The 24194-nt window shown below is 68.8% G+C and carries 20 protein-coding genes; 14 read left to right on the forward strand and 6 right to left on the reverse strand.

The window, feature by feature from the left end:
- Window positions 1-388 precede the first annotated feature (388 nt).
- Together F4X11_04160 and F4X11_04165 are read left to right on the forward strand one after the other, a co-directional pair.
- Window positions 389-1750 carry a PQQ-binding-like beta-propeller repeat protein gene (locus tag F4X11_04160; protein MYN64208.1) on the forward strand — a complete coding sequence of 454 codons (1362 nt, stop codon included), beginning with the start codon at window positions 389-391 and terminating at the stop codon, window positions 1748-1750.
- Between the two features lie 54 nt (window positions 1751-1804).
- Window positions 1805-3202, forward strand: coding sequence for a PQQ-binding-like beta-propeller repeat protein (locus F4X11_04165; protein ID MYN64209.1), 1398 nt, complete (start codon window positions 1805-1807; stop codon window positions 3200-3202).
- Here F4X11_04165 and F4X11_04170 read toward each other — a convergent pair.
- Window positions 3168-3641, reverse strand: coding sequence for a DUF983 domain-containing protein (locus F4X11_04170; GenBank protein ID MYN64210.1), 474 nt, complete (start codon window positions 3639-3641; stop codon window positions 3168-3170). The two genes, F4X11_04165 and F4X11_04170, sit on opposite strands and share 35 nt — an antisense overlap.
- Before the next feature lie 162 nt (window positions 3642-3803).
- On the opposite strand from F4X11_04170, the gene F4X11_04175 reads away from it, so the two are divergent.
- Window positions 3804-5186, forward strand: a complete 1383-nt coding sequence (locus tag F4X11_04175) for a beta-lactamase family protein (GenBank protein ID MYN64211.1) — start codon at window positions 3804-3806, stop codon at window positions 5184-5186.
- 55 nt (window positions 5187-5241) lie between these two features.
- Here the strand turns inward: F4X11_04175 and F4X11_04180 are convergent, their stop codons facing one another.
- Window positions 5242-7176 (reverse strand): hypothetical protein, encoded by a 1935-nt coding sequence (locus F4X11_04180; GenBank protein MYN64212.1) that lies wholly within the window; start codon window positions 7174-7176, stop codon window positions 5242-5244.
- A gap of 23 nt (window positions 7177-7199) precedes the next feature.
- Window positions 7200-8015 carry a hypothetical protein gene (locus F4X11_04185; protein MYN64213.1) on the reverse strand — a complete coding sequence of 272 codons (816 nt, stop codon included), beginning with the start codon at window positions 8013-8015 and terminating at the stop codon, window positions 7200-7202.
- A 606-nt stretch (window positions 8016-8621) separates the two neighbouring features.
- Between F4X11_04185 and F4X11_04190 the strand changes: the two genes are divergently transcribed.
- Together F4X11_04190 and F4X11_04195 are read left to right on the forward strand one after the other, a co-directional pair.
- The gene (locus tag F4X11_04190; protein MYN64214.1) at window positions 8622-9971 is read left to right on the forward strand and encodes an insulinase family protein; all 1350 of its coding nucleotides are present in this window, start codon (window positions 8622-8624) and stop codon (window positions 9969-9971) included.
- The gene (locus F4X11_04195) at window positions 9968-11578 is read left to right on the forward strand and encodes an insulinase family protein (protein MYN64215.1); all 1611 of its coding nucleotides are present in this window, start codon (window positions 9968-9970) and stop codon (window positions 11576-11578) included. The genes F4X11_04190 and F4X11_04195 overlap by 4 nt, the downstream gene beginning before the upstream one ends.
- 4 nt (window positions 11579-11582) lie before the next feature.
- Here the strand turns inward: F4X11_04195 and larE are convergent, their stop codons facing one another.
- On the reverse strand, window positions 11583-12428 hold the full coding sequence (gene larE / locus F4X11_04200) for an ATP-dependent sacrificial sulfur transferase LarE (GenBank protein MYN64216.1): 846 nt from the start codon (window positions 12426-12428) through the stop codon (window positions 11583-11585).
- Window positions 12429-12505: 77 nt separating this feature from the next.
- On the opposite strand from larE, the gene F4X11_04205 reads away from it, so the two are divergent.
- The 4 genes from F4X11_04205 (at window position 12506) to F4X11_04220 (ending at window position 15910) form a co-directional block, all read left to right on the forward strand.
- Entirely contained in the window at window positions 12506-13165 is a 660-nt protein-coding gene (locus tag F4X11_04205; protein ID MYN64217.1) for a hypothetical protein, read from the forward strand.
- Between the two features lie 25 nt (window positions 13166-13190).
- Window positions 13191-14144, forward strand: a complete 954-nt coding sequence (locus F4X11_04210) for a calcium/sodium antiporter (GenBank protein ID MYN64218.1) — start codon at window positions 13191-13193, stop codon at window positions 14142-14144.
- Between the two features lie 66 nt (window positions 14145-14210).
- Window positions 14211-15254: an AAA family ATPase gene (locus F4X11_04215; GenBank protein ID MYN64219.1), complete on the forward strand. Its 1044-nt coding sequence runs from the start codon at window positions 14211-14213 to the stop codon at window positions 15252-15254.
- 2 nt (window positions 15255-15256) lie between these two features.
- Entirely contained in the window at window positions 15257-15910 is a 654-nt protein-coding gene (locus F4X11_04220; protein MYN64220.1) for a hypothetical protein, read from the forward strand.
- 100 nt (window positions 15911-16010) lie between these two features.
- On the opposite strand, the gene F4X11_04225 is transcribed toward F4X11_04220, so the two are convergent.
- Both F4X11_04225 and F4X11_04230 read right to left on the reverse strand, forming a co-directional pair.
- Window positions 16011-16598: a Uma2 family endonuclease gene (locus tag F4X11_04225; GenBank protein ID MYN64221.1), complete on the reverse strand. Its 588-nt coding sequence runs from the start codon at window positions 16596-16598 to the stop codon at window positions 16011-16013.
- Window positions 16599-16788: 190 nt separating this feature from the next.
- Window positions 16789-17595: a PhzF family phenazine biosynthesis protein gene (locus F4X11_04230; protein ID MYN64222.1), complete on the reverse strand. Its 807-nt coding sequence runs from the start codon at window positions 17593-17595 to the stop codon at window positions 16789-16791.
- A 383-nt stretch (window positions 17596-17978) separates the two neighbouring features.
- Between F4X11_04230 and F4X11_04235 the strand changes: the two genes are divergently transcribed.
- From F4X11_04235 to F4X11_04255, 5 genes are all read left to right on the forward strand, one after another.
- Window positions 17979-19499 (forward strand): hypothetical protein, encoded by a 1521-nt coding sequence (locus tag F4X11_04235; protein MYN64223.1) that lies wholly within the window; start codon window positions 17979-17981, stop codon window positions 19497-19499.
- Window positions 19496-20788: a BamA/TamA family outer membrane protein gene (locus tag F4X11_04240; GenBank protein ID MYN64224.1), complete on the forward strand. Its 1293-nt coding sequence runs from the start codon at window positions 19496-19498 to the stop codon at window positions 20786-20788. The genes F4X11_04235 and F4X11_04240 overlap by 4 nt, the downstream gene beginning before the upstream one ends.
- A gap of 76 nt (window positions 20789-20864) precedes the next feature.
- A complete protein-coding gene (locus F4X11_04245; GenBank protein MYN64225.1) occupies window positions 20865-21518 on the forward strand; it encodes an HAD-IA family hydrolase in 654 nt (217 codons plus the stop codon).
- A gap of 100 nt (window positions 21519-21618) precedes the next feature.
- Entirely contained in the window at window positions 21619-22065 is a 447-nt protein-coding gene (locus tag F4X11_04250; GenBank protein ID MYN64226.1) for a PaaI family thioesterase, read from the forward strand.
- A gap of 71 nt (window positions 22066-22136) precedes the next feature.
- The gene (locus F4X11_04255) at window positions 22137-24185 is read left to right on the forward strand and encodes a PQQ-binding-like beta-propeller repeat protein (protein MYN64227.1); all 2049 of its coding nucleotides are present in this window, start codon (window positions 22137-22139) and stop codon (window positions 24183-24185) included.
- Window positions 24186-24194: the final 9 nt, after the last annotated feature.

Genomic DNA, 24194 nt, shown 5'->3' on the forward strand with positions numbered 1-24194 from the left:
CTCCGTCGCGGCGCCGGGCCTGCTGTCCGTCGTCGGCCGCAAGCGCGGGCGCAACGAGCGACAGCACGAGAGAAACCGCCACGAGGCAGGAAGCGGTACGCAACATCGCGAATCTCCTCCGGCAGGCTGGCGGTACGGAGTGTAGCAGGGACCGTGCCAGAATCGGCGCCCGTTGTTCACCGCGTGAAAAGCGCCCGAGCTCCGGGCGCCTGTCCACCGCAACGGGCAGGCCGGTGTCCGCTTTCGGCTGCACGCGGTCGTCGCCGAGGTTTCGTCCGGTTCACGGTTTGGTTCACAATAGGACGGCCCGCGGCGCGACAGGTACCGTCCGGCGGCCGGAGGGCTGAGGCGGCAGGCACGCTATGACATGGAAAGCGAGAGGTGGCTCATGACGGTCGTACGGAACTTGGCGCTGGCGCTGGTCGCGTGCGGGTTGCTCACGGTTTCGCTGGGGGCGGACGACTGGCAGCAGTGGCGCGGCGTCGATCGGCTGGGAATCTGGCATGAGGACGGCATCATCGAGTCGTTCCCGGAGGGCGGTCTGACGGTCAAGTGGCGGACGCCGCTCCGGTCCGGCTATTCCGGGCCGGCCGTCGCCGGTGGCCGCGTGTTCGTGCTCGACTGGCTGGAGGATCCCGAGTCGCGGACTCTCGACGGCACCGAGCGCGTCGTGGCGCTCGACGAAGAGACCGGCGAGGTGCTCTGGACCCACGAATGGCAGACCACCTACCGGATGCTGATGGTCTCCTACGCGAAGGGCCCGCGCGCCACGCCGACGGTGGATGGCGATCGCGTCTACGTTTCCGGCGCCACCGGACGCCTGTTCTGCCTCGACGTCGAGACCGGCGAGGTCATCTGGAGCAAGAACTACGTCGAGGAGTACGACACCAGCATCCCGACCTGGGGCACCGCGAGCGCACCGCTCGTCGACGGCGACAAGCTGATCGCCGTCGTCGGGGGCGAGCCGGATGCGTTGGTCGTGGCCTTCGACAAGCGCACGGGCGAGGAGATCTGGCGCGCGGTCGACGTCGTGGGCGAGATGGGCTACGGCCAGCCGGTCATCTACGAGGCGGGCGGCGTGCGGCAGCTCATCGTCTGGCACGCGGCGGCCCTCGTCTCGCTCGATCCGGAGACCGGCGAGGTCTACTGGGAGCAGGAGTGGGAGGTCGGCGCCGGCATGTCGGTCGCCACCCCCGTGCGCAGCGGCGACTACCTGCTGGTGTCGCAGTTCTACAACGGCTCGATGATGATGCGGCTCAACCAGGACCGGCCCGCCGCCTCGATGCTGTGGCAGGGGAGCAGCCGCAGCGAGATGCCGGACCAGACCGACGGCCTGCACGCCCTGATCACCACGCCGCTCATCATCGGCGACTACATCTACGGCGTGGGCAGCTACGGCGAGCTGCGCGGCCTGGACGCGCGGACGGGCGAACGCGTTTGGATGAGCGACGAGATGACCGCGCAGGCGCGCTGGGGGGCCGCGTTCTTCGTGCGGCACGGCGACCGTTACTTCGTCAACAACGACGACGGCTATCTGATGATCGCGCAGTTCACCCCGGAGGGTTACGTGGAGCTCGACCGCACGCGGCTCATCGAGGCGGACAGCCGCTCCGGCATCGGGTCCGGCCCGCGCCTGCGGTGGGATCGACCGGTCAACTGGACCCATCCGGCCTACGCCAACCGGCACATCGTGCACCGGAACCACAGCGAGATCATCCGCGTGTCGCTCGCGGCCAGCGACTACGAGTGACGACGGTCCGGGGCCGTTACGGCGGCCCCGGTTCACTTGCGGGCCCGGCGGAGGATGCGGCGCGGGTCCCCGACACGATCTGAAGGGAACACGACGATGCGAACGTTGCGGCCGGTATGCATGACCGCGGTGCTGTGCGCCGCGCTGGTGGGAACCTCGCTTTTTGCCGCGGACTGGCCCGAGTGGCGGGGCGCCGGCCGCACGGCGGTCTGGACGGAGGACGGCATCCTCGAGCGCTTTCCGTCCGAGGGCCTGAAGGTGGTCTGGCGGACGCCGGTCAAGGGAGGCTTCGCCGGTCCGGTCGTCGCCGACGGGCGCGTCTTCGTCACCGACTTCGAGTTTCTCCTCAGGACGCGCGTGATGGACGGGACCGAGCGGGTCCTGGCGCTAGACGAGCAGACGGGGGAGGTGCTCTGGACGCACGAGTGGCCGGCGGCCTACCGCAATCTGCAGTTCTCGTACGCGACCGGACCGCGCGCCACTCCGACGGTGGACGGGGATCGCGTCTACGTCGCCGGTGGAGCCGGCATGCTCCTGTGCCTCGAAGTGGAGACCGGCGCCGTGGTCTGGCAGCACGACACCGTGGCCGAGTACGACACGACGGTCCCGGTCTGGGGGACGTCGAGCTCGCCGCTGGTCGACGGCGACCTTCTCATCGCCGTCGTGGGCGGCGAGCCGGATGCGCTGGTCGTCGCCTTCGACAAGCGCACCGGCGAGGAGGTATGGCGGGCCATCGACGTGGTGACGGAGATGGGCTACGCGCAGCCGGTGATCTACGAGGCGGGCGGCGTGCGGCAGCTCATCGTCTGGCACCCGAGCGGCGTCAGCTCGCTCAATCCCCAGACCGGCGAGATCTACTGGGAGCAGGCGTGGGAGGCGCGCTCGGCCATCACCGTCGCGACCCCCGTCCGCAGCGACAATTACCTCTTCTTCAGTCAGTTCTACGGTGGCTCGCTGATGCTCCGTCTCGACACCGACCGGCCCGACGCCGACGTGCTCTGGCAGGTGGCGGGCACCGGCGAGATGCCGGACCAGACGGCGGGGCTGCATGCGCTCATCACCACCCCGATCATCGAGGGTGACTACCTGTACGGGGTCGGCAGCTACGGCGAGCTGCGCGGCCTCGACGCCACGACCGGCGAACGCCTGTGGGTGAGCGACCGGATGACCGTGCAGCGCCGCTGGGGCGCCGCGTTCCTGGTGCGCCACGGCGACCGCTACTTCGTCAACAACGACGCCGGCGACCTGATCATCGCGCAGTTTACGCCGGCGGGCTACGTGGAGCTCGACCGCACCCGGCTGATCGAGCCGACGTCGCGCGCCGGCTACGGGCCGCGCCGCTTCGAGGACCGCGCCGTCAACTGGACGCAGCCGGCCTATGCGAACCGGCACCTCGTGACGCGCAACGACGAAGAGATCATCCGGGTCTCGCTGGCCGCCGCGGACTACTAGGAGCCCGCGGCGAAGGCCCCGCTCCAGGGACCGTCGGCGCGTGCCGCGGATCGCCGGAGTGCGTTTCCGGTGCACGGTCGATGGCGCCGATGCAGTCGTCGAGCGGGGCGGGCAGGACGTCGGAGGGGTCCCGGAAATAGACCCGCGACAGGTAGCTGAGGGCCACCGCCGCACCCTGTCGTTGCGGCATCGTCGCCACGAGAGGGCCGGCGACGGCCAGGAAGAAACCCACGCCGTTCAGCCACGTGGTGATGCGGAAGCCGAAGAAGATGGCCGCGATGCCGAGCAGGATCGGGATGCGGTCCATCACGATCCAGAAGAACCAGATATCTCCCTGATTGCGGAGATACACCAGGCCGCAGTCGGGGCACTGCCGGTGGAGCGTAATCCAGCGGACGAAGAGCGGTCCGCGCCCGCAGTGGGGACAGCGCCGTCGCACGCCTCGCCAGACCGTTGGGAGGATGCGCGGCCGCGCAACGGACTCGGCCTTCCGATTGTCCCGTGCAGGCGGCGTCGCCGGGTCCGATCCGGGCAAGGCGGGCATCCCTCTCTTCACTATACTCAACGGATCGTTGCGGGATAACGCGGGTCCGGGACCTGCATGGTTGATCTGCGACCGGCTTGCCGGTTCAGGGGGAGAGGTAACGACATGAGAAATGCAAGCAAGAGCGGTAACGGTTGGGCGGCGGGGACGATAGCCGCGCTGTTGGCCGCGGTGCTGCTGGCGGCCCCGTCGTTGCGGGCGGCCGAGGACGTGGTCGTCGCGAAGCCCGAGTCGGTGGGCATGTCGTCGGAGCGCCTGAAGCGCATCGACAGCTTCATCCAGGAGTACATCGACGCCGACCGCATCGCCGGCGCGGTCACCCTGGTCGCCCGCAAGGGGAAGGTGGTGCACTTCGAGGCGCAGGGCTGGCGCGACAAGGAGAACGGCGTCCCGATGACCGAGGACACCATCTTCGTCCTGATGTCGATGACCAAGCCGATAGTCTCGACGGCGTTGATGATGCTGTTCGAGGAGGGGCGGTTCCTGCTCGACGACCCGATCTCGAAGTGGATTCCGGAGTACGAGAACCACACGGTGCGCCTCAACCGCGACGGCGTGCGGCCGCTCACCGTGCCGGAGGCGCGCCCGGTCACGGTGCGCCACGTGCTGACGCACACGTCGGGCCTGACGCTGAATCCGCAGGGCAGGGGGCTGAGCCAGGCGCAGATCGACCACGTCACCAACGACGGCAAGGGCTGGCCGACGCTGGCCGAGCGGGTGGCCAACGCCGCCGTGATACCGGGCGCGTTCCACCCCGGCGACGAGTGGCAGTACGGCGATTCCACCGACTACGTGGCGGTCCTGGTGGAGAAGATCTCCGGCCAGTCGATCGACGACTTCCTGCGCGAGCGCATCTTCGAGCCGCTCGGCATGACCGACACCTACTACTACGTGCCGCAAGAGAAGGTGGAGCGGATGGCCTCGGTCTACCGGCCGGACGAGAACGGCAAGATCGAGCTGATGGTGTCGCCGACCTACGTCGAGCCGACCCGCATGTTCCGCGGCATCGCCGGCCTGGCGGGCACCGCGGCCGACTACCTCCAGTTCGCCCAGATGATCGCCAACGGGGGTGAGCTGAACGGGACGCGGCTGCTCGGGCGGATGACCGTCGACAACATGATCAGCAACCACATCGGCGCCGACCGGCCGGTCTACATCCGCGGCGGCGGCTACGGCTTCGGGCTCGGCTTCGGGGTGCTGACCAACTCCGCCCAGGCCCCCGACGCCCTTTCGATCGGCAGCTACACCTGGGGCGGCGCCTATGGGACGCTCTACTGGGCGGATCCGGTGGAGGACCTCATCGGGATCCTGATGATCCAGATCCGGCCCTACAACCACCTGAGCATCCGACCGCTCTTCTCGAACGTGGTGACGCAGGCGGTGGTCGACAGCCTCTCGGAGCAGAAGCCGACGATCATGGGGCGGCCGACGCCCCGGTAGGCATCGCGCCGGGCCGGTCGTCCTCGGAGGCGGCCGGCCCGGCCAGCATCCCGCCTCAGAGCACGCCCGGCCCCAGTCCCACAGCGCGGAGCGCCTCGTCGATCGCCCGTTGCGCGTCGCTGCCGGGGGCGAGGTCGGCCGCGGACTGGCGGATGAGCGCAGCGGTGATCGGCAGCGTCGCCATCGCCGGCATCAGGTCCCGCATCGCGCGGAAGAAGATCCGTTCGATCTCTCCCCGGTTGGCATCGCCGGCGCCCTCGACCGTCATGCCGCTGGTACGGTGCGTTCCACCCTCGATGGCCAGGTAGAAGGCGTGGCTCAGGATCAGCGAGTTCCAGTGGTCGCCGCCGTAGCCGAAATCGTCGTTGCGCAGGGTGCCGAAGTACTCGCCGCGGACGAAGATGTGCCCGGAGAAGTTCCAGAACCTGCCGTCACGCAGAGTGAGAGCGAAGTCGTAGCGGTCGGCATATGCATCCGGATAGAAGCCGTCTCGTAGCGACTTGGGGTCGATCATGGAACGAATGGCGCCTTCCTTGAAGTCGCCGCCGACGAGATAGTCCGCCGAGACGCCTTCGTCTTCATAGTAGAACCCCAGGGACTCGCCGAAGATGTCGGAGTAGCCCTCGTGGATGGCTCCGTCGCCCGAGTGGGCCAGGACGAACCGGCCGTCGTGGCACAAGGCCGGCACCAGCCCATCATCGAGCCCCTCCGGCGTCTCGACCAGGCCCGGGAACCGCGCGGTGTCGCACGTGTGCGTCTGTCCGAATCTGTCCGTGAAGCTCCGCGGGCCGAGTCTGGCCCCGAGGGGGCGGACGTTGAAGAGACCGAGGGGGCTGCCGGTGCGATTGCTGACCGAGAAGTGCGTCACGCCGTGCATCAGCTCGTGCCCGACGACGTCGAACAGCGTGTACGGCTCCTCGTTCGTCTCGTCGATCCGCCGCCCGTACCCGAACGCGCCGTTGCCCTCCGGGCCGAATGGCGGAGATGCGAAGAAGGCATTCGCGAAGCCGAGGTTGACCAAGCTGATGGTGCGCCCGTTCGCGCCGTCGACGCCCTCCCAGCCGTGCCGCGCGGAGAAGTAGTCGTAGAACCAGCCGGTGTAGGCGTGGGCTTCGACAACGGTCGGGTCGTCCCACTCGTTGTCGGCGTCGATCGCGTAGTCGTCCGCCGTCCAGACCGCTTCGCCCGGCGGCAGGCCCTCGATGAGGTGGTCGGTCATCAGGCGGTTGGCGCGCAGGAAGTTGAACCGGACATCGAGAGTGACGATCTCCGCCGGCCGCATCCGGTCGTGGGCCTGGAAGCGGCCGTCCTCCTCTGTCGTGCTCAGCTTCCGTTGGTTGCCCTGCGAGCCGGTGCCGGCGCCGACCGCAGCCTGCTGATTCTTCACCGCGTTGAGGCGGTGCAGGAGGCTGCCGTCGCCAGCGTCGGCGAAGTAGAAGTACCCGTCGCTCATGGCGACGGCGTAGGCCAGCGCGAACGAGCCGTCCGGCAGCGGCAGGATGCCGAGCGCCGGCTGCCCGCCGCCGACGACCTCTCCGCCGTGCATCTCCTCGAGCCGCGCGGCGACCTCCGCTCCCGACAGCGCCGGCGCGAAGTTCACGTCGATCCCCTGGTGCAGCGTGCCGAAGAGCGACACGGTGACGCCGGCCGGGTCGAGTTGCCGGGAGACCCCGCCGCCGAACACGGGAATGCCGGCATGGTACTGTGCCAGGTATTCGTGCGTGCGTCCCTCCAGGGAGGCGTCGCTCAGGTGCGACATGACGACGAGCTCGCCGGTCCGCGCCATGCCGTCGATCGACGCGTCCCACTGCCGCAGCTCGTCGACGCCCGCCGCGTGTCCGGCGGAGACGGAAAGTACGGCGGATTCCTGGGACGCGGCGTCCTGTTCCGCGGCCATGAGCCCGACCCCGACGAGGGCCGAGGCGATTGCGAGTCGTGTGGCGGTTCTCATTGCGTGTCGATCTCCCCTGCAGTCAGGCTTGCCAGGCATGGGTTCACCGTGCGTCGCCGCGTTCAGAACCGCAGGCGCAGGCCCACCGCGGTATGCAGTCCGCCCACCTCGATGTCGAGCGTTTCGCCGCTGACCGACGGGACCTCGACCATCGCGCGGCTGTAGCGGGTGAGCCAACCGACACCGACGTTGCCGGTGAAATAGAAGGCGACGTCGACTCCCACGTTGAAGCCGGCAGCGTCGGAAGACTCCTGGCCGGTGACCGCACTCGAGAACTCGGCGGTGTCGTAGGGATAGGCGTGGGTGAAGTTCACGTCGGTGACCAGTTGCTGCTTCACCTCGAAGAACGTGGGTCCGCCGAACCCGGTCACCGTGAACGAGCGGGTGACCGGCAGCACGACGAGCGCCTGCAGATGGATGGCCGTTTCTTCGCGGGTGAGAGGCGGCGACGTGCCGGAGATGGAGCGATCCCGGTCGAAGAAGATCGGATGCGGGACCTGTGCCGACACGCTGGCCGTTTCCTCGATCAGGAAGCGCGACACACCGACCCCGAGGGCGAAGTACGGCGCGACGCGCACCCCGCCGCTCACGTCGAGGAGCGTGGGGTTCTCGAAGCGATAGTCGCTCTCGAAGCGGGCCTGCTCCTGCGCCGCGGCCCCCGACACGATTTCGCGGTACACCCCGCCGGTTTCGGGGAAGGCGATGTCCTCCGAAAAGCCGCGGGTCTGCGTCTGCAGGCCGCCGTTGACGTTGACGAACACCCGCGCGTCTCCCGCGGGCGCCTGCGCGTGGGTCGGCGCCGCGCCGGCCAGCGTTGCGCCGGCGGCCGCCAGCCAGGCAATCAGCGGCATGTACGGTCGTGTATGTGCATGCGTCATCTACGGGTTCCTCTTGTCAAGGTGTTCACGTCGACCAACCCAATCGTGCAGCTCCGCTTGCGTCGGAGGATTGCACGGACGCCCGGCGTGCTCGCGGAGACCCGCCTTCTTCCCAAGTCGGCAGGCCTTCGAGAAGTGCAGGGTCGATACGGCCTGACCGATCGAGGCAACGCGGGCAACGGGTGTCGCTGGCTTTCGTATCCCTGTCCGGCCCCGTTCGAGGCAGGCGCTGGCGGCTGGGCGAATCCAGTCTAGTCCGGCCGCCGCGTGGGCGGCAAGCGCACCGCGACGCGTCCCACCCGTCCTCTCGACGGTGACCCGGACGTGCGCCGCTCCCGGCCCCGCCGCGGGTAGCGCCCTCTGCATCCGATTTCATCTTCGACGCCTGTGCGAACGGGTGTCAACCGGCGCTCCGTCGTTTTCCAATGGGAGGCGAGCTCGACGGGCCGGCGGGCGGACTTCCGCGGGAGCCGGCGGGCGAGTCGCGCCGCAGGTGAGAGCAGGCCGCGGCGGTAGCCGTCCCGGGCCGTATCCGCCGGTATACTCAGGCGCCGGGCCGGGCATGCGGCTCCGTCACGATTCAGCCCGCCGGCAGGAGACGTCGCCATGAGGTGGAAGCAGCCAATCGTCGTTGCCGCGGCTCTCGTGCTGGCCGCTGCGGCCGTTGCCGCGGGGCAGGCGGACCGTGAGGTCTTTCCGTTTCCGATCACCACGTTCGAGCTCGACAACGGGCTGAAGGTGGTGGGCGTCGACTACGACAGCCCCGGCATCGTCGCCTACTACACGGTGGTGCGGACGGGGTCGCGGAACGAGGTGGAGCCGGGATTCTCCGGCTACGCCCACTTCTTCGAGCACATGATGTTCCGCGGCACCGACAAGTACCCGACCGAGGCCTACAACGCGGTCGTCAAGCGCATCGGGGCCGACTCGAACGCCTTCACGACCAGCGACTGGACGACCTACTACATCGTGGCCAGCTCGGACGCGCTCGAGACGATCATGGACCTCGAATCGGATCGCTTCCGGAATCTGCAGTACAGCGAGGACGACTTCCGCACCGAGGCGGGCGCCATCCTGGGCGAGTACAACCTGAACTTTTCGAACCCGGTGTCGCTGCTGATCGAGAAGCTGCACGACCTCGCCTACACGACGCATCCGTACAAGCACACGACGATCGGGTTCCTGGAAGACATTCGGGACATGCCGAACCACTACGACTACAGCCTGCAGTTCTACGATCGCTATTACCGGCCCGAGAACTGCATCGTCGTCGTGGTGGGCGACTTCGACCAGGCCGAGCTGGCGCGGCTGGCGGCGGAGTACTACGGCGGATGGGAGCGCGGGAGCTTCGAGCCCGAGATTCCGCAGGAGCCGCCGCAGACCGAGGCGCGCTCGGCTCGCATAACCTGGCCCAACCCGACGCTGCCGTTCCTGATGATGGGCTATCACGCGCCCGCGTTCTCCGACGAGCGGATCGACATGCCGGCCCTCGACGTGCTGTCGCAGCTTCTCTTCTCCGAGACCTCGCCGCTGTTCCGCAAGCTCTACCTGGAGGAGCAGGTGGTCGACGCGCTGCAGGGAGGCGCGCTCGACAGCCGCGACGCGCCGCTGTTCACGATCATCGCGCGCATCACCGACCCGACCCGGATCGAGTACGTGCGCGACGCCGTCATCGACGAGATCGAGCGCATGAAGACCGAGCCGGTCGACGAGGCCGTGCTCGCGGCGACCAAGTCCCACATGCGCTACGGCTTCGCGATGGGGCTCGACAACCCGGGCGGCATCGCCCGGACGCTGGGCCACTATCTGCAGCTTACGGAGGATCCGGCGACGGTGAACCGGGTCTACGAGCTGTACGACGCCGTTACCCCGGAAGACGTCATGACGGTGGCGAACGCCTATTTCGCGGACACCAACCGGACCGTGGTGATCCTGACCCAGGAGGAAGCACGATGACCGCGCTGGCAGCAGGACGGGCAAGCACGCCGGCGGTTTCGACGCGGCGGTTCGCGGCGGGTGGCGGCTTCGGGGCGGCCGCCGCGCTCGGCCTCGTGCTCGCCGTGCTCGCCGGGGCCGCCGTGGCCGGCTGCGGCGCGGCGGGATCGAGCGCCGAAGATGCCGGCATCATCGCATTGCCGACCCCGAACTCGCCGCTGGTGACCCTGCGCATCGGTTTCCGCACCGGCTCGGTCGACGATCCGGCAGGGAAGAACGGCCTGAACGCCCTGACCGCAATGATGATGGGGCGGGGCGGCACCGAGGCGCTGAGATTTCAGGAGATCACCGAGGCGCTCTATCCCTGGTCCGCGTCGATTCGCGCGCAGTCCGACAAGGAGATGACGGTGCTGGTCGGCGAGGTGCACCGCGATCACCTGGAGCCGTTCTTCGCCATCGTGCGCGATTTGGTGGTGGCGCCGCGGTTCGACGAGTCGGACTTCGTTCGGAACCGGGACTTCCTGACCAACACCGTCGTCTCCACGCTGCGCGGCAGCGACGACGAGGAGTTGGGCAAGGAGGCCCTGAACGCGATGCTGTACGCCGGGCATCCGTACGCGGCGCCCACCGTCGGGACCGAAGAAGGTCTGGCCGCCCTGACCCTGGACGACGTGCGGGCGTTCCACCGCGACCACTACACGCGCGCGCGGGCGCTCGTCGGCGTGTCGGGCGGCTATCCCGACGGCTTCGTCGAGCGTATCGAGCAGGAGATTCTCTACCGGCTGCCGGCGGGCGGAGCGGAGCGCGCCCCGCTGCCGGCGCCGCGGGCGCTCGACGGCCGCGAGCTGCTGGTGGTCGACAAGGACGCCATCGCCACGGCCATCTCCATCGGTTTCCCGATCGATCTGACCCGCGCCGGCGACGACTTCTACGCCCTGCTGGTGGCCAACTCCTACTTCGGCGAGCACCGCACGTTCAACGGCCTGCTGATGAACAAGATGCGGGGGCAGCGCGGCCTCAACTACGGCGATTACTCCTATATCGAGAACTTCATCCAGGACGGCGGGTCCCGCCTGCCGATCCCCAACATCCCGCGCAGCCGGCAGTTCTTCAGCATCTGGATCCGGCCCGTGCCGCACCACAACGCGCACTTCGCGCTGCGGCAGGCGGTGCGCGAGCTGCACGTCCTGGTCGACGAGGGGCTGTCGGTGGAGGACTTCGAGGCGACGCGCGAGTTCCTGCTCAACTACTCGAAGCTCTACGTGCAGACGACCAGCCGCCGGCTCGGCTACCACATGGACTCGGCCTTCTACGGCGGGGAGTACTTCATCGACGAGATCCAGCGGCGCCTGACGGCGCTGACCGTCGACGACGTCAACGCGGCGATCCGCCGCCACCTGCAGTACGACGACCTGGCCATCGCCGTCGTCACCCGCGACGCCGAGGCGTTTCGCGACGCGCTGCTGGCCGGCGAGCCCTCTCCGGCGACCTACAACACGGCGGTGACGGAGGAGATTCGGGCGGAGGATGCGTTGATCGAGGGCTTCGATCTGGCGATCAATCCGGACCGCGTGCGGGTCGTCCCGGTGGAGGAGATGTTCCGGGCCGTCGAGGCGGGGCAAGGGTAGGCCGCTACGAATAACGTCGTACGAAGTCCGCCGTAGTAGACAGGCGCGTCGGCTCGTTCAGCGCGCCCTGCCGGTACCCGGCGGGATCGACCTCGATCTCCCGGAAGCCGGCCGCGCGGAAGCGGGCGGTGACGTCGGCCAGCAGCGCCGCGTCGTGGAAGCGGGCGACCTCAGCGGGCGCCACCTCGATGCGGGCCCGTTCGTCGAAGTAGCGGACCCTGCAGATCGAGAAGCCGTGCTCGCGCAGCACCCGCTCGCAGGCGGCCACCCGTGTCAGCCGTTCGGGGGTGATGGCGGTTCCGTACGGGAAGCGGCTCGACAGGCAGGCGAGCGCGGGCTTGTTCCAGACCGGCAGTTCGAGCCGGCGCGCCGCCTCCCGGATATCGGCCTTGGTGAACCCGGCGTCGTCGAGGGGCGAGCGCACGCCATGTTCCTTCGCGGCTTGTCGTCCCGGCCGGTGGTCGCCGCGGTCGTCCACGTTGAAGCCGTCCACGACGTGGTGGGTTCCGAGCCGCGCCGCCTCGCGAACCGCCCGGCCGTAGACCTCCACCTTGCAGAAGTAGCAGCGGTTGGCCGGGTTGGCTGCATAGCGCGGATCGTCGACCTCGGCGGTGTCGACGAGCAGATGGCGGGCGCCGAGTTGCTCCGCGAGCCGGCGAGCGGCGGCACCCTCCTCGGGGACGAGACTCGGGGAGACCGCGGTCAGCGCGACGGCGCGATCATCGAGGACGCTGACCGCCTCGGCCAGCAGATAGCCGGAGTCGACGCCGCCGGAGAAGCACACGACCACGCGGTCGAGGTCGGCAAGCTGCCGGCGGAGAAGGACGATCTTGGCGTCCAGGGTCTTCATGGCGTCATAATCACCGGTCGCCGTTAGTGTAGCGTTACGCGCCCGGCCGCACGCGTCGCCGGCTTCCCGTCACCCCGATGCCCGATCCGATCCAGACCACGACGCTGTTGCTCGGGACCGCCGCCTCGCTGGCGGTAGTCCATACCCTGCTCGGGATCGACCATTCGCTCCCGTTCGTCGCCCTCGGCCGCGCCCGGGGCTGGGCGCTCCGGCGCACGCTGCTGGTGACGGCGCTGTGCGGCGGCGGGCACGTCGCTTCCTCCGTCGTCATTGGTGCGGTCGGGGTCGGTCTCGGCATCGCGACCGACGCGCTGCTGTGGCTCGAGTCCGCGCGTGGCGAGCTGGCGGCGGCGCTGCTGATCGGTTTCGGTCTCGCCTACGCGGCATGGGCCGTGTGGAGGGGGCTTCGCGGGCCGGACGCGGCATGCCTGCATGGCGGATCGGCCGGCGCCGACCGCGTCACGCCGTGGGCGCTCTTCATCGTGTTCGTGCTAGGGCCGTGCGAGCCGCTCATCCCGCTGATGGTGGTCCCGGCCATCGCGCGCGACTGGCTCGCTGTCGCGGCCGTGGTCGGCGTGTTCGGGCTGTTGACGGTCGCGGTGATGCTGGCGGCGGTGGCCGCGGCGTGGCGCGGCGTCACGTTGCTGGGTGCCGGCCGCATCGGCCGGCACGCGGACGTCGCGGCGGGGCTCGTCGTGGCGGCGAGCGGTGCCGCGGTGCTCTTCCTCGGGCTGTAGGAAACCCGCTGATCCGGACCCGACCATGCTCTACGACATCCTCCTGATCACGATCGGATTCGCCCTGGTCGCCAAGGGGGGCGATCTGTTCGTGGACTCCAGCGTCAGCATCGGCCGTGCGCTCCGGATTCCCCGCTTCGTCATCGGCGGGACGCTGGTGAGCCTGGCCACCACCGGGCCGGAGCTGGTCGTGTCGGCCACCGCTGCGACGATGGGCGATTCCGGCATCGCGCTCGGCAACGCGGTGGGTTCCTGCATCTGCAACATCGGGCTGATCGTGGGGACCGTGGCGCTGATCATGCCGGTGCAGGTCGACAGGCCGGACTTCATCCGGCGGGCCGGCTGGATGGTCGGCGGCGGCCTGCTCGTCGTCGGGTTTTCCTGGGACCTGTCGATGGACCGGATGTACGGCGGCCTGCTGCTGGCCCTGGCCGTCGCCTACCTGGGCTGGGATCTGCTGGGCATTCTGCGGTCGCGGCGCGAGTCCGGGGAGGAGACGCAGGACGGGGACGCCGCCAGCGGGTTGCCGAAGGCGGTCGGTTGGTTCGCCGTCGGCGGCGCCTGCGTTCTGGCGGGCAGCTACCTGCTCGTCGAGTCGGGCCAAGGGTTAGCGCGCGCGCTGGGTGTGCCGTCGTCCATCATCGGCTTCTCGGTCATCGCCATCGGAACGTCGCTGCCGGAGCTGGTGACCGGCGTGACCGCGGCGCGCAAGGGGGTGCCGGACCTGTCGCTGGGGAACATCATCGGGGCGAACGTGCTGAACCTGCTCCTCATCGTCGGCCTGTCCGGGACGATCCAGCCGCTGGTCCTCGATCGCTTCAGCCAGTGGTACGGCTTCCCCTGGCTCGGCATCTTCTTCCTGACCATCGTCGGCGTGGTCCTGAAGAACGGTGTCGTGCGGCGCGCGGCGGGCATCGGCCTGCTGATGCTCTACGTGCTCTACATGATCGGCCTCGTGTCGGTGCCGGCGCTCTCGTGAAGGTGGGACCGCGGCCGGATCGGGTTCGGTTCCCGCATGCGCTAGCATCAGCAGAGGGCGACCGGCATGCTGGAACGACTGCACGTACGTAATCTCCGCGGCTTCGGTGAGCTTCGGATCGACGAACTGGGCCGGATCAATCTCGTTGCCGGCCGAAACAACGCGGGCAAGACCACTCTGCTGGAGGCGGTTTTTCTGCTCGGCGGAGCGGCTGACGGGCACATGGCGGTCAACCCCGACCTGCTCCGTGGCATCGATGCGGACGAAGTTCGGAGGTCGGAGACGTTCTGGAAGCCGCTGTTCTCCGATCTAGACACGGGCAGGGCACTCGTGATTTCCGGCGACCACTCGGTCGTCGGGCACATCGAGCAGAGAATCACATGGGAGAGACCGATCTCGACGGAGGTCTTTCCCGGCAAGCACGACGGCGCATTGGCGGCGACCTCTTCCGGCGGACGTTCACTCCGATTCAGGTACGTCGATCCGGTAGCCGGCGCGATCGAAAGTGAGGCACGGGAGGCGGGAAGAAAGGTGACCGTCGTTCGACAGGACCCGTACGTTCCATTTCCCCGAAGAATGCTCCTGCCGGGAAGCGGGCACCCGTACGCCGACGCCATGCTGCTGGGCCATTTGAGAAAGCAGAAGCGCGGAGATCTGCTCGTGGACGCCCTCCGCGTCGTCGATTCCAGGTTGCAGGGCATCGAGGACAATTCGTCCAGTGGCGAACCCATGATCTGGGTCGACATTGGGTTGCGGGAACTCGTGCCGTTGTCGATCCTGGGAGCGGGCATGACGCATGTCGCCCGTATCTTTCTGGTGATCGCGTCCACGCCGGGCGGCGTGGTGCTTGTCGATGAAATCGAGAACGGACTGCACCACTCCGTGCTGCCGGACGTATGGCGCGTGGTCGCGAAGGCTGCAGAGCAGTTCAACGTACAGGTATTCGGGACGACGCACAGTTTCGAGTGCATCGAAGCAGCACACGAGGCTCTCGGATCGGAGGGCTTTCGACTGCATCGCCTCGAAGTCATCGATGGCGAGAACCGCTGCGTGACGTTGAGTCCGTCTGCGATCAGCGGGGTGATTCGCCACAACATGGAAATCCGCTGACCATGGCGACCGAGCGTATCGAACGGGAGATTCAGCTCCTCGTGGAAGGCAGGGACGAGCGGAATTTCTTCGAGGCGCTCCTCGAGCACTTGCAGATCGCCGACGTTCAGCTTCAGGTCCTCGACGGCAAGGATCGACTACGGGAGTCTCTCGATACGCTTGCAGGGGCCACCGGTTTTCGAACGGTGAAGAGCATCGGCATCGTTCGTGACGCGGACGAGTCGGCTGTAGCTGCATTCCAGAGCATCCAGACCTCGTTGAGGAATGCCAATCGGGTCGTCCGGACGTGGTCAGGCGTGGAATTCCCGGTGCCGGATCGTCCAAAGCAACGTGCCGGTGCGGGACCTTCTGTAAGCGCGTTGATATTGCCTGGCGACGGAGAGAATGGAATGCTCGAGACGCTGCTGTGCAGGACCTTCGCCGGTACCGAGATGGAGCGTTGCGTCGATGTCTTTCTGCAATGTGCCGAAGAGTCAGGCAGTCCCATTCACCGGCGCGACAAGTCGAGAGCGCACGCCTGGCTGGCGACCAGACAGGACCCGCACGTATCGGTGGGCGTGGCGGCGCAGAAGGACTACTGGGACTTCGACCACGAGGCGTTCGATGGCGTACGTCGATTTCTGAGGGCCTTGGCGCAGGAGCGGCCTGCGACATAGAGACGGGCGCGCCCCGGCGACGTACATGTTGCGGAGCGTGCTGACGTTCGGCAGGGCACCGGCAGTGCTCCGTGGCGACTGTCGCGGCACTGGCGTCCTCTCAGGGCCACAGGTCGCCGAGGCTGAAGGTGATCGCATCGAAGGGGCGGATGCACACCGGATCGGCGTCCTTGGCCGTCGCGATCAGCACCCAGTGCCCTTCACGCATCTCGAACGCCTCTAGGGTGCGGTCCGCCGGGTCCACGAGCCATAGGTGTCCCACTCCTTCGCGGGCATAGATCGGACGCTTGCCATGCAGGTCGAGTTTGCGCGTCGAAGCGGAGAGCACTTCGCACACCCAATCCGGGGCCAAGGCGACGTAGGCCGCGTCGGGATAGTCGGGCATCCGCTTCCGGCGCCACCCTGCCAGGTCCGGCACCAGGACGTCCTCGCCAAAATGCAGCTCGGGCTCGTCGATGATCCACCACCCGCCCGGACCGCCGCGGCCCCTGTCGAAGGGTCCCGTGAGCTCGCCGCCCAGACGGGAGCTCGCAAGCGCATGCGGCATGGCGGGCCGCGGTTGGGTGTGCAGGGTCCCATCGACGATTTCGGCCACTCGATGCGCGGGGGCGTCGAGCACGTCCTGGTAGGTGGCTCGCGCGGGCGCTTCGGACTTGTCGCGCCGGGCCGCGGTGCCGGCGCCGTTCATCGCCCTCTCCTTCGCGCCAGCCGGGGATGACGGACAGTGCACATGTTGAGGACGGCGCGGAATGCCCGCTTGCGGGCGAGTCCGCTTCCCTGCATGAGAGTCAGCTTACCCGATGGGTGACGGCAGGCGTAATCGGACCCCGGCACGGTGGCGGTGTCGTCGAACCCGCGGACGCGGCGAATCCTTGACGTCAGGCCTCGTGTCCGGCCAGCAGCTCGCCGCGCAGGACGGTCACCGCCTGACCGGACAGCGCGACCCGTTCGTCGTGCACGCGGACCCGGACGAGACCACCGCGCTCGGAGGCCTGCCACGCCGTGAACGTATTCCGGCCGAGCCGGCGTTGCCAGTAGGGGCCCAGGCAACAGTGGGTCGACCCGGTCACTGGATCCTCGTCGATGCCGGCGTGCGGGGCGAAGTAGCGCGACACGAAATCGAAGCGGTCCGTCTCGGCCCGCGCCGTCACGATGACGCCGCGGGCGTCGATCTCCCGGAGGCGCCTGAAGTCCGGGGCCAGACGGCGCACCGTCGCCTCTGCGTCGACCTGGACGAGGTAGTCGAAGCGGTTGCGCCCGACGTAGGTCGGCTCGGTCCCGAGAGCATCGGCCAGACCGTCCGGAATGGCCGCCGGCTCGTCCGGTTCCGCCGGGAAGTCCATCTCGATCCAACCGCCGCGCAGGACCGCCGACAAGCGGCCGGACCGGGTGTGGAAGACGGCCGGCGTGTCCGGGGCAAGGTGGTTTTCTTCCCACAGCACGTGGGCGCTCGCCAGGGTCGCGTGGCCGCACAGGTCGACCTCGACTGCCGGCGTGAACCAGCGAAGGTCGAATCCGCCATCGTCGCGGCGCACCAGGAAAGCGGTCTCCGACAGGTTCATCTCGCGCGCAACGCGCTGCATCCAGGAAGCGTCGGTCGGGCGGGGCAGCAAGCAGACTGCCGCCGGGTTGCCCTTGAACGGCTCGCTGGTGAAGGCATCGACCTGAGTGATTGGCAGAGGCAACGGTGTCGCTCCCGATCAGGATATCCCAGGGTGAGCGGAAGTCATCATCGAGCCACCGGGAACAGCGGGCCGTGGAGTATCGTCATGCCTTGGAGTCGCGCCAAAACAGGGATGCGGGAAGATGGCGGACCGATCGCGCTCCGCCGCCGGAGGCACAGCGGAGCTTCGTTGCGTGTCACCGCCGGTGGACATCCGGTGACCGGCGGAGGACACGGCATGTTCGGTACGCGTCATCCCGTCGGTGCTCCGGTGCGGCGCGCCGCGACCATCGCCCGGTACGCGTCTTGCTTCCCCAGAACCCGGAACGAGGATGCCGGTGTTCCCGATGGCGCAACTTGCGTGGACGTTCGGCGAATGATGAGCGAGGGTTCGGAGGCTACGTGATGCAGCGGCTCCGCAGGACCACGTGGCACGCCCTGGCCATCCTTGTCGTGCTAGCGGCCGATCCGACGGCGCTTGGCGCGCAGGACGACGACAACGAGCTCGACCGCTTCATGGAGCGCGTGCTGGAGCAGCGCGAGCGGAACGCGGCAGTCCGGCTGCAGTACGTGCTCGACGAGCGGTCGCAGTTTCGGCTCTCGGGACCGGGAGGCGCGGTCCTGTGGGGTTTCCGCGGCGAGTACACCTGGTACGAGCGCGACGGTTTCTTCGTGCGGAGTCCGGTCCGCGTCGACGGCGTGACGATAGACGATTCGCGCCGGCGCGATTACGAGGCGCGATGGCTCGAGCGGGAGCAGCGGCGCCGCGTGCGGCGCCGGGAAGAGCGCGGGTCGCCGACGCGTGTTTCGCAACGGTCGACGCGCGACAACGTGGAGCTGGCCATCGAGCGCCTGTGGGGCGCCCGCATCGACGACGAGCTGTTGCTCGACGGCATCACGGAGCAGGCTCGGACGTGGGGCGACGACCACGCCGCGATCACGGCGGCCGCCGCCCGGATTCTCGAGGCGGCGGGAGGCGTATCGGCGGTAGGGTTCGAACGCGCCGTGCAGCGGACGCGCGACGGGTTCGCGATGCTGGAGACCGGCCGCCTGCTCCCCGACGAGGTGGCGGGTGTGTTGGGCCGTGCCGTCGCGTCGATCGCACCGGCCGCGCCATCCGCGACGGAGCAGGAGTTCGCCGGGTTTCTCGAGCTGTTCGACCTGGCCGTGCGGTTCGAGCTGCCGCTGGCGGCGGTGGACACGACGCCGGCCGAAGCGCACGCGGATCCCGAGGTGGCCAGGGTCCGCGCCGCCGCCCTCGCCGAGCGCCGCGCCGCGCTGTCGGCGTTGGCCGGTGCGGCGGCGGGAGGGGACGAGATTCGGGCGCCGGGGTCCGGGGACCCCGTGTGGAGCAATATCGAGCCCCGCTTCGTCTCCGACGCGTACTTCCTGGACTTCGATTTCGAACCCGGCAACTACTACCTGGTCGGTCGCGAAACGCTGGACGGGCACGAGGTCCTGCGCATCGAGTACTACCCGGAGCGGCTCTTCACCAGGCCCGACGAGGGCGAGCCCGACGGAGACGGGGAGCGGGCACGCGACGCCAACTCCGAAGCCCAGGGTTCGGAGAGGAGATCGGTTTCGGTTGGCGGCGGCGATCGCGAGGCGGCGGCGATGGAGAAGACCAGCCTCGTCACCCTCTGGATAGAGCCGGAGCAATACCAGATCGTGCGCTACACCTTCGACAACCTCGGCTTCGATTTTCTGCCGGGGCGCTGGCTGTTCCGCCTGGACGATCTGACCGCGTCGATGACGATGCGCCAGCCCTTTCCGGGAGTCTGGCTGCCGGCGCGCATCGACATGCGGGCCGCGTTGTCGCTGGCGACGGGGACGTACGAGGCGACGGCCACGCGCACGTACGCGAACTACCGCGAAGCGGAGACGGGTGGTCGCGTGCGAACGGTCGAACCGGGCGTGCCGCGATGACTCGACGTCGCTGTCCGAACCGCATGCCCGGCGCGTTCCTCACAGCGGCGGTCGCTCTTGCGCCCATTCTCACGCCTCTCCCACCCGGCCTTCTTGCTCAGGCGCCGCCGCCGGAGACGGTCGTCGATCTCCGGATCCATGGCAACCACACCATGCCGGACGCCGAGGTGCTGGCGCTCGCCGGTGTCGCGGTCGGGGACGTCGTCGACCAGGTCGCCGTCGATGCCATCACCGAGCGCCTCGAAGCCAGCGGGCGCTTCCAGGAGGTCGAGGTGCGCAAGCGATACCGCTCGCTCACCGCGACGGACCGCATCGCGCTGATCATCGTGGTGCGGGAGCGGCCGCGGGCATCGATTCGGAACCCGGTGGTGCGATCGCTCGCCCGCCTTGCCGGGCAGTCGATGTGGTTGCCCGTCCTGCGCTACGACGAAGGGTACGGGGTCTCCTACGGCGCGCGTTTCAGCCTCGTGGATGTGTTGGGGGAAGGGAGCCGGGTGTCGGTGCCGGCGACCTGGGGAGGCGACAAGCGCGTGACGATGGAGGTGGAGAGACCGCTGTCCCGCGGGTCCGACCGCGTGCGGGCCGGCGGGTCGCACGGACGCCGGACGCATCCGTACTTCGGGGTCGAGGATCGGCGGACGCGGGCCTGGGTCGGCTTCGATCGCGATCTGGGGAACGGACTGCGCGCGGGCGCGGAGGCGGCGTGGGAAGATGTCGGGTTCGTCGGTCCGGCCGACCGGCTCACGCGGCTGACCGTCGGTCTGGATTTCGACGGCGTCTCGGCCGGCGCGTTCCCGCGCGACGACGTGAAGCTGCGCGCCGCGGTCGAGCGGATGGGAATCGCGGGACGATCGGGCGCCGTCATCCGGCCGCGCATCGACGCGCAGGCGTTCAAGGGGGTGGGAGGACAGGCGGTTCTGGCTGCGCGCTTCCTGTTCGAGGGGGCCTCCGCGGCATTGCCGCCCTACGAGAAGGCCCTGCTGGGCGGCGGCGGCAACCTGCGCGGGTGGCGGGTGGGCGCAAAGGTGGGAGATCGCCTCGCGGCGGCCTCGATCGAGCTCCGGTTGCCGCTGGGCTCGCCGATTTCCATGGGGAACGCCGGGGTGCGCTTCTTCTACGACACGGCCGCCGTGTACGACGCCGGGCGGTCCCTGAGCGACCAGCGGTTCGTGAAGGGGGCCGGCGCCGGCGTCTTCCTGACCGTACCTTTCGGCAGCCTGCACCTCGACGCCGGGCACGATTTCCGCGGCTCGGTGCGGATCCACGCCGGCGCCGGGCTCGGCTTCTGAGGTGGTCCGGGTCCGCCGGGCGGCCAATCGGATCGGGCTTCCCCGAACCGCTCCAATCGCGGCGCTATAATCCGCCGTGGCCGCCGCGCGACACTTTCGTACCTTCCTCTTCGACCTCGACGGGACGCTCATCGATTCGATCCCGCTCATCATGGCGTCGTTCCGCCACACGATGCGGACGCACCTGGGGGCCGTGCCGGACGACACGGCCTGGCGGGCCGGCTTCGGCACGCCGCTCCGGCCGCAGCTTCGCAAGTTCGCGCGGGACGACGAGCATGCCTCGCGAATGGTCGATACCTACCGCGCCTATACCGACGCGCATCACGATCGGCTCCTGAAGTCCTACGCGGGCATAGAGGGTGCGCTCGGCGCACTCCGCGGCGCGGGCGCGCAACTGGCCGTCGTCACCAGCAAGACGCACGCGCTGGCCCGCCGCGGTCTGGCGCGCTGCGGGCTGGAGGAGTTCTTCGGCGTACTGATCGGCGCCGACGACGTGCGGGAGCACAAGCCGCACCCCGCGCCGGTGCTGGCGGCATTGGGCCGACTCTCGGCCGATCCGGCCGACGCGATCTTCATCGGCGATTCGCCCCACGATATCGAGGCCGGGCGTGCCGCCGGGGTGCAGACCGCGGCCGCCCTCTGGGGGCCGTTCCCGCGCGAGGCGCTGGCGCAGGCGTTGCCGCATCACTGGCTTGCCGAGCCGACCCGCATCGCCGCGCTTGCACGGTGACGGCGCTCGCCGATCTCGTCGTCATGTCGACTGTCGGAAGCCGTGCGCCTGACAGGGGCGAGGCTGCACCACGTCCGCCGACTTCGATACCATTCCGGGCATGGAGTCGCACTCGACGGTGAGTCCCGCGCTGCCCCCCGGCTACGAGCCCTACGCCTACGAGGATCCCTTCGAGGACCACGTCGGGCCCCTGGGCTACAAGATCGAGGGAAACCGGATCTCGTTCGCATTCCAGGCGGACGGCCGGCACGCCAACACCAGCGGCACGCTGCACGGCGGCATGCTGATGACCTTCGCCGACTTCGCGCTGTGCCTGACCGCGGTCTGGGATCAGCCGGGGGAAAAATGCGTCACGGTGTCCTGCAACTGCGAATTCGTGGCCGCGAGCGAGCCGGGCCAGTTGATCGAGGCGGCCGGCGAGGTGGTGCGCCGGACGCGCTCGCTGACTTTCGTGCGCGGGCAGATCTCTACCGGCGACCGGGTTCTCATGAACTACAGCGCCATCGTCAAGCGGATTCCGGGCGGCCGTCCGCCGGCCGCGGGCTGAGTCCGTGACGCAACCGGAGAACCTGGCGCGGACGACGCCGGACAGCGGTTCGCGCCGCGGGCGGGCGCTCGATGCGGACGATGCGCGCAGCGACCTATAATTCGCATCTGACCGCTCTGCAATTGGAGGAAACGATGATGCGCGATCGCAATGTTTCTGTCGGCGCCGTGGCCTGTGCGTTCGTTCTCGTCCTGTCCTGCGCCGTCACGTCCGCGCTCGCCCAGCAGGGGGCGGTCGACGGGCAGTGGCGCGCCTACGCCGCCGACAACGGCGCAACGAAGTACTCGCCGCTGGACCAGATCGGTGCCGGCAACGTGGATCAGTTGCAGATCGCCTGGACGCGCCCGACGGTCGACCAGTCGATCCTCGACGTGGTTCCGAATCTCGGCTACAACAACGCCAACCGCTCGACGCCGCTGATGGTCGACGGCGTCGCCTACGCGCCGAACGCGGTCGGCCTGGTCGAGGCCTGGGATCCGGCGACCGGCGAGACGATCTGGGTGCAGCAGCCCTTCGAGGAGGGGCCGGCGGGCTTCCGAGGAGCGGGCCACCGCGGCATCGCCTTCTGGACCGACGGGACCCAGCGGCGCATCATCGCCCACCGTGGCGAGTGGCTGTACGCGCTCGACCCGGCGACCGGCGAGCCGTATCGCGACTTCGGCGACAACGGACGGGTCGATTTGAAGACCGGCCTGGCCGAGGGGGCGCGCTACCGCTGGGGCGGCGCGCCGACCGTCGTCCGCGACACGGTCGTGATGGGCCAGTCGATGGGCGACACGTTCTTCACGAAGGAGGACATCCGCGGCGACGTGCGCGCGTTCGATGTCCGCACCGGCGATTTGAAGTGGGTCTTCCACACCATCCCGCAGGCGGGCGAGTACGGGACCCAGACCTGGGGCGACGGCTCGTGGGAGTACAGCGGCCACGCGCCGGTCTGGTCGCTCTTCGCGGCCGACGAAGAGCTCGGATACGTCTACATGCCGACCTCCTCGGCGACCAACGACATGTACGGCGGGCACCGGCCGGGCGACAACCTGTTCTCGCAGTCGATCGTCTGTGTCGACGTCGAGACGGGCGAGCGCGTCTGGCACTACCAGCTCGTGCACCACGGCCTGTGGGACTACGACATCCCGGCCGCACCGATCCTGGCCGACCTCACTGTCGACGGGCGCGACGTCAAGGCCGTGATCCAGATAACGAAGCAGGCGTTCGCCTTCGCGTTCGACCGCGTGACCGGCGAACCGATCTGGCCGATCGAGGAGCGTCCCGTGCCGCAGTCGAACACGCCGGGCGAGGTCACCTCCCCGACGCAGCCGTTTCCGACGAAGCCGCCGGCGTTCGATCGCCAGGGCGCGACCGTCGAGAACCTGATCGACTTCACGCCGGAGCTGCGCGAAGAGGCGCTGGAGATCGTCGAGCGCTACACCATCGGCCCGATGTTCACGCCGCCGTCGGTGCGCGGCGCCGGGCCCAACGACAACCAGGGGACCATCCAGCTTCCCGGTTCGCAGGGCGGCGCGGACGTTCAGGGCGCCGCGTTCGATCCGGAGACGAACTACCTCTACATTCCGTCGATCACCTCGCCGTTCGTCGCCGACATCCTCGAGGGCAACCCCGACCGCACCAATCTGGCCTACATCAAGGGCACGCGGCAGTGGATCGGCGGGCCCCGCGGGCTGCCGCTGTTCAAGCCGCCCTACGGGCGCATCACCGCCTTCGACATGAACACCGGCGAAGAGGTGTGGATGGTGCCGAACGGCCACGGGCCGACCGACCACCCGGCCATCGCCCACCTGAACCTCGGCCGTCTCGGATCCCCGGGCCGCCCGGGGCCGCTGCTGACGAAGACGCTGCTCTTCATCGGCGAGGGGTCGGACGTCGGCATCCGGGCGGGCGGCCGCGTTATGGACGGGATGCCGCTCAACATCGTGACCAACTACGGCGAGCCCTGGTTCCGCGCCTACGACAAGGCGACCGGCGACGTCGTCTGGGAGATGGAGCTCGAGGCGGGGACGACCGGCGTTCCGATGACCTACCTGCACGAGGGCAAGCAGTACATCGTCGTGCCGATCGGGGGCCGCGAGGTGCCCGGCCAGTGGGTCGCGCTCAGCCTGCCCTAGCGCGGGCAG

This window comes from Acidobacteriota bacterium (assembly GCA_009861545.1).
Classification (GTDB): Bacteria; Acidobacteriota; Vicinamibacteria; order Vicinamibacterales; family UBA8438; genus WTFV01.

Bases quoted from the DNA above. Each gene is read 5' to 3' on its own strand.
- F4X11_04160 (MYN64208.1), top strand. From the start codon at position 389: ATGACGGTCGTACGGAACTTGGCGCTGGCGCTGGTCGCGTGCGGGTTG.
- F4X11_04165 (MYN64209.1), top strand. From the start codon at position 1,805: ATGCGGCGCGGGTCCCCGACACGATCTGAAGGGAACACGACGATGCGA.
- F4X11_04175 (MYN64211.1), top strand. From the start codon at position 3,804: ATGGTTGATCTGCGACCGGCTTGCCGGTTCAGGGGGAGAGGTAACGAC.
- F4X11_04180 (MYN64212.1), bottom strand. From the start codon at position 7,176: ATGCCTGGCAAGCCTGACTGCAGGGGAGATCGACACGCAATGAGAACC.
- F4X11_04185 (MYN64213.1), bottom strand. From the start codon at position 8,015: ATGACGCATGCACATACACGACCGTACATGCCGCTGATTGCCTGGCTG.
- F4X11_04190 (MYN64214.1), top strand. From the start codon at position 8,622: ATGAGGTGGAAGCAGCCAATCGTCGTTGCCGCGGCTCTCGTGCTGGCC.
- F4X11_04195 (MYN64215.1), top strand. From the start codon at position 9,968: ATGACCGCGCTGGCAGCAGGACGGGCAAGCACGCCGGCGGTTTCGACG.
- larE (MYN64216.1), bottom strand. From the start codon at position 12,428: ATGAAGACCCTGGACGCCAAGATCGTCCTTCTCCGCCGGCAGCTTGCC.
- F4X11_04205 (MYN64217.1), top strand. From the start codon at position 12,506: ATGCCCGATCCGATCCAGACCACGACGCTGTTGCTCGGGACCGCCGCC.
- F4X11_04210 (MYN64218.1), top strand. From the start codon at position 13,191: ATGCTCTACGACATCCTCCTGATCACGATCGGATTCGCCCTGGTCGCC.
- F4X11_04215 (MYN64219.1), top strand. From the start codon at position 14,211: ATGCTGGAACGACTGCACGTACGTAATCTCCGCGGCTTCGGTGAGCTT.
- F4X11_04220 (MYN64220.1), top strand. From the start codon at position 15,257: ATGGCGACCGAGCGTATCGAACGGGAGATTCAGCTCCTCGTGGAAGGC.
- F4X11_04225 (MYN64221.1), bottom strand. From the start codon at position 16,598: ATGAACGGCGCCGGCACCGCGGCCCGGCGCGACAAGTCCGAAGCGCCC.
- F4X11_04235 (MYN64223.1), top strand. From the start codon at position 17,979: ATGCAGCGGCTCCGCAGGACCACGTGGCACGCCCTGGCCATCCTTGTC.
- F4X11_04240 (MYN64224.1), top strand. From the start codon at position 19,496: ATGACTCGACGTCGCTGTCCGAACCGCATGCCCGGCGCGTTCCTCACA.
- F4X11_04250 (MYN64226.1), top strand. From the start codon at position 21,619: ATGGAGTCGCACTCGACGGTGAGTCCCGCGCTGCCCCCCGGCTACGAG.
- F4X11_04255 (MYN64227.1), top strand. From the start codon at position 22,137: ATGCGGACGATGCGCGCAGCGACCTATAATTCGCATCTGACCGCTCTG.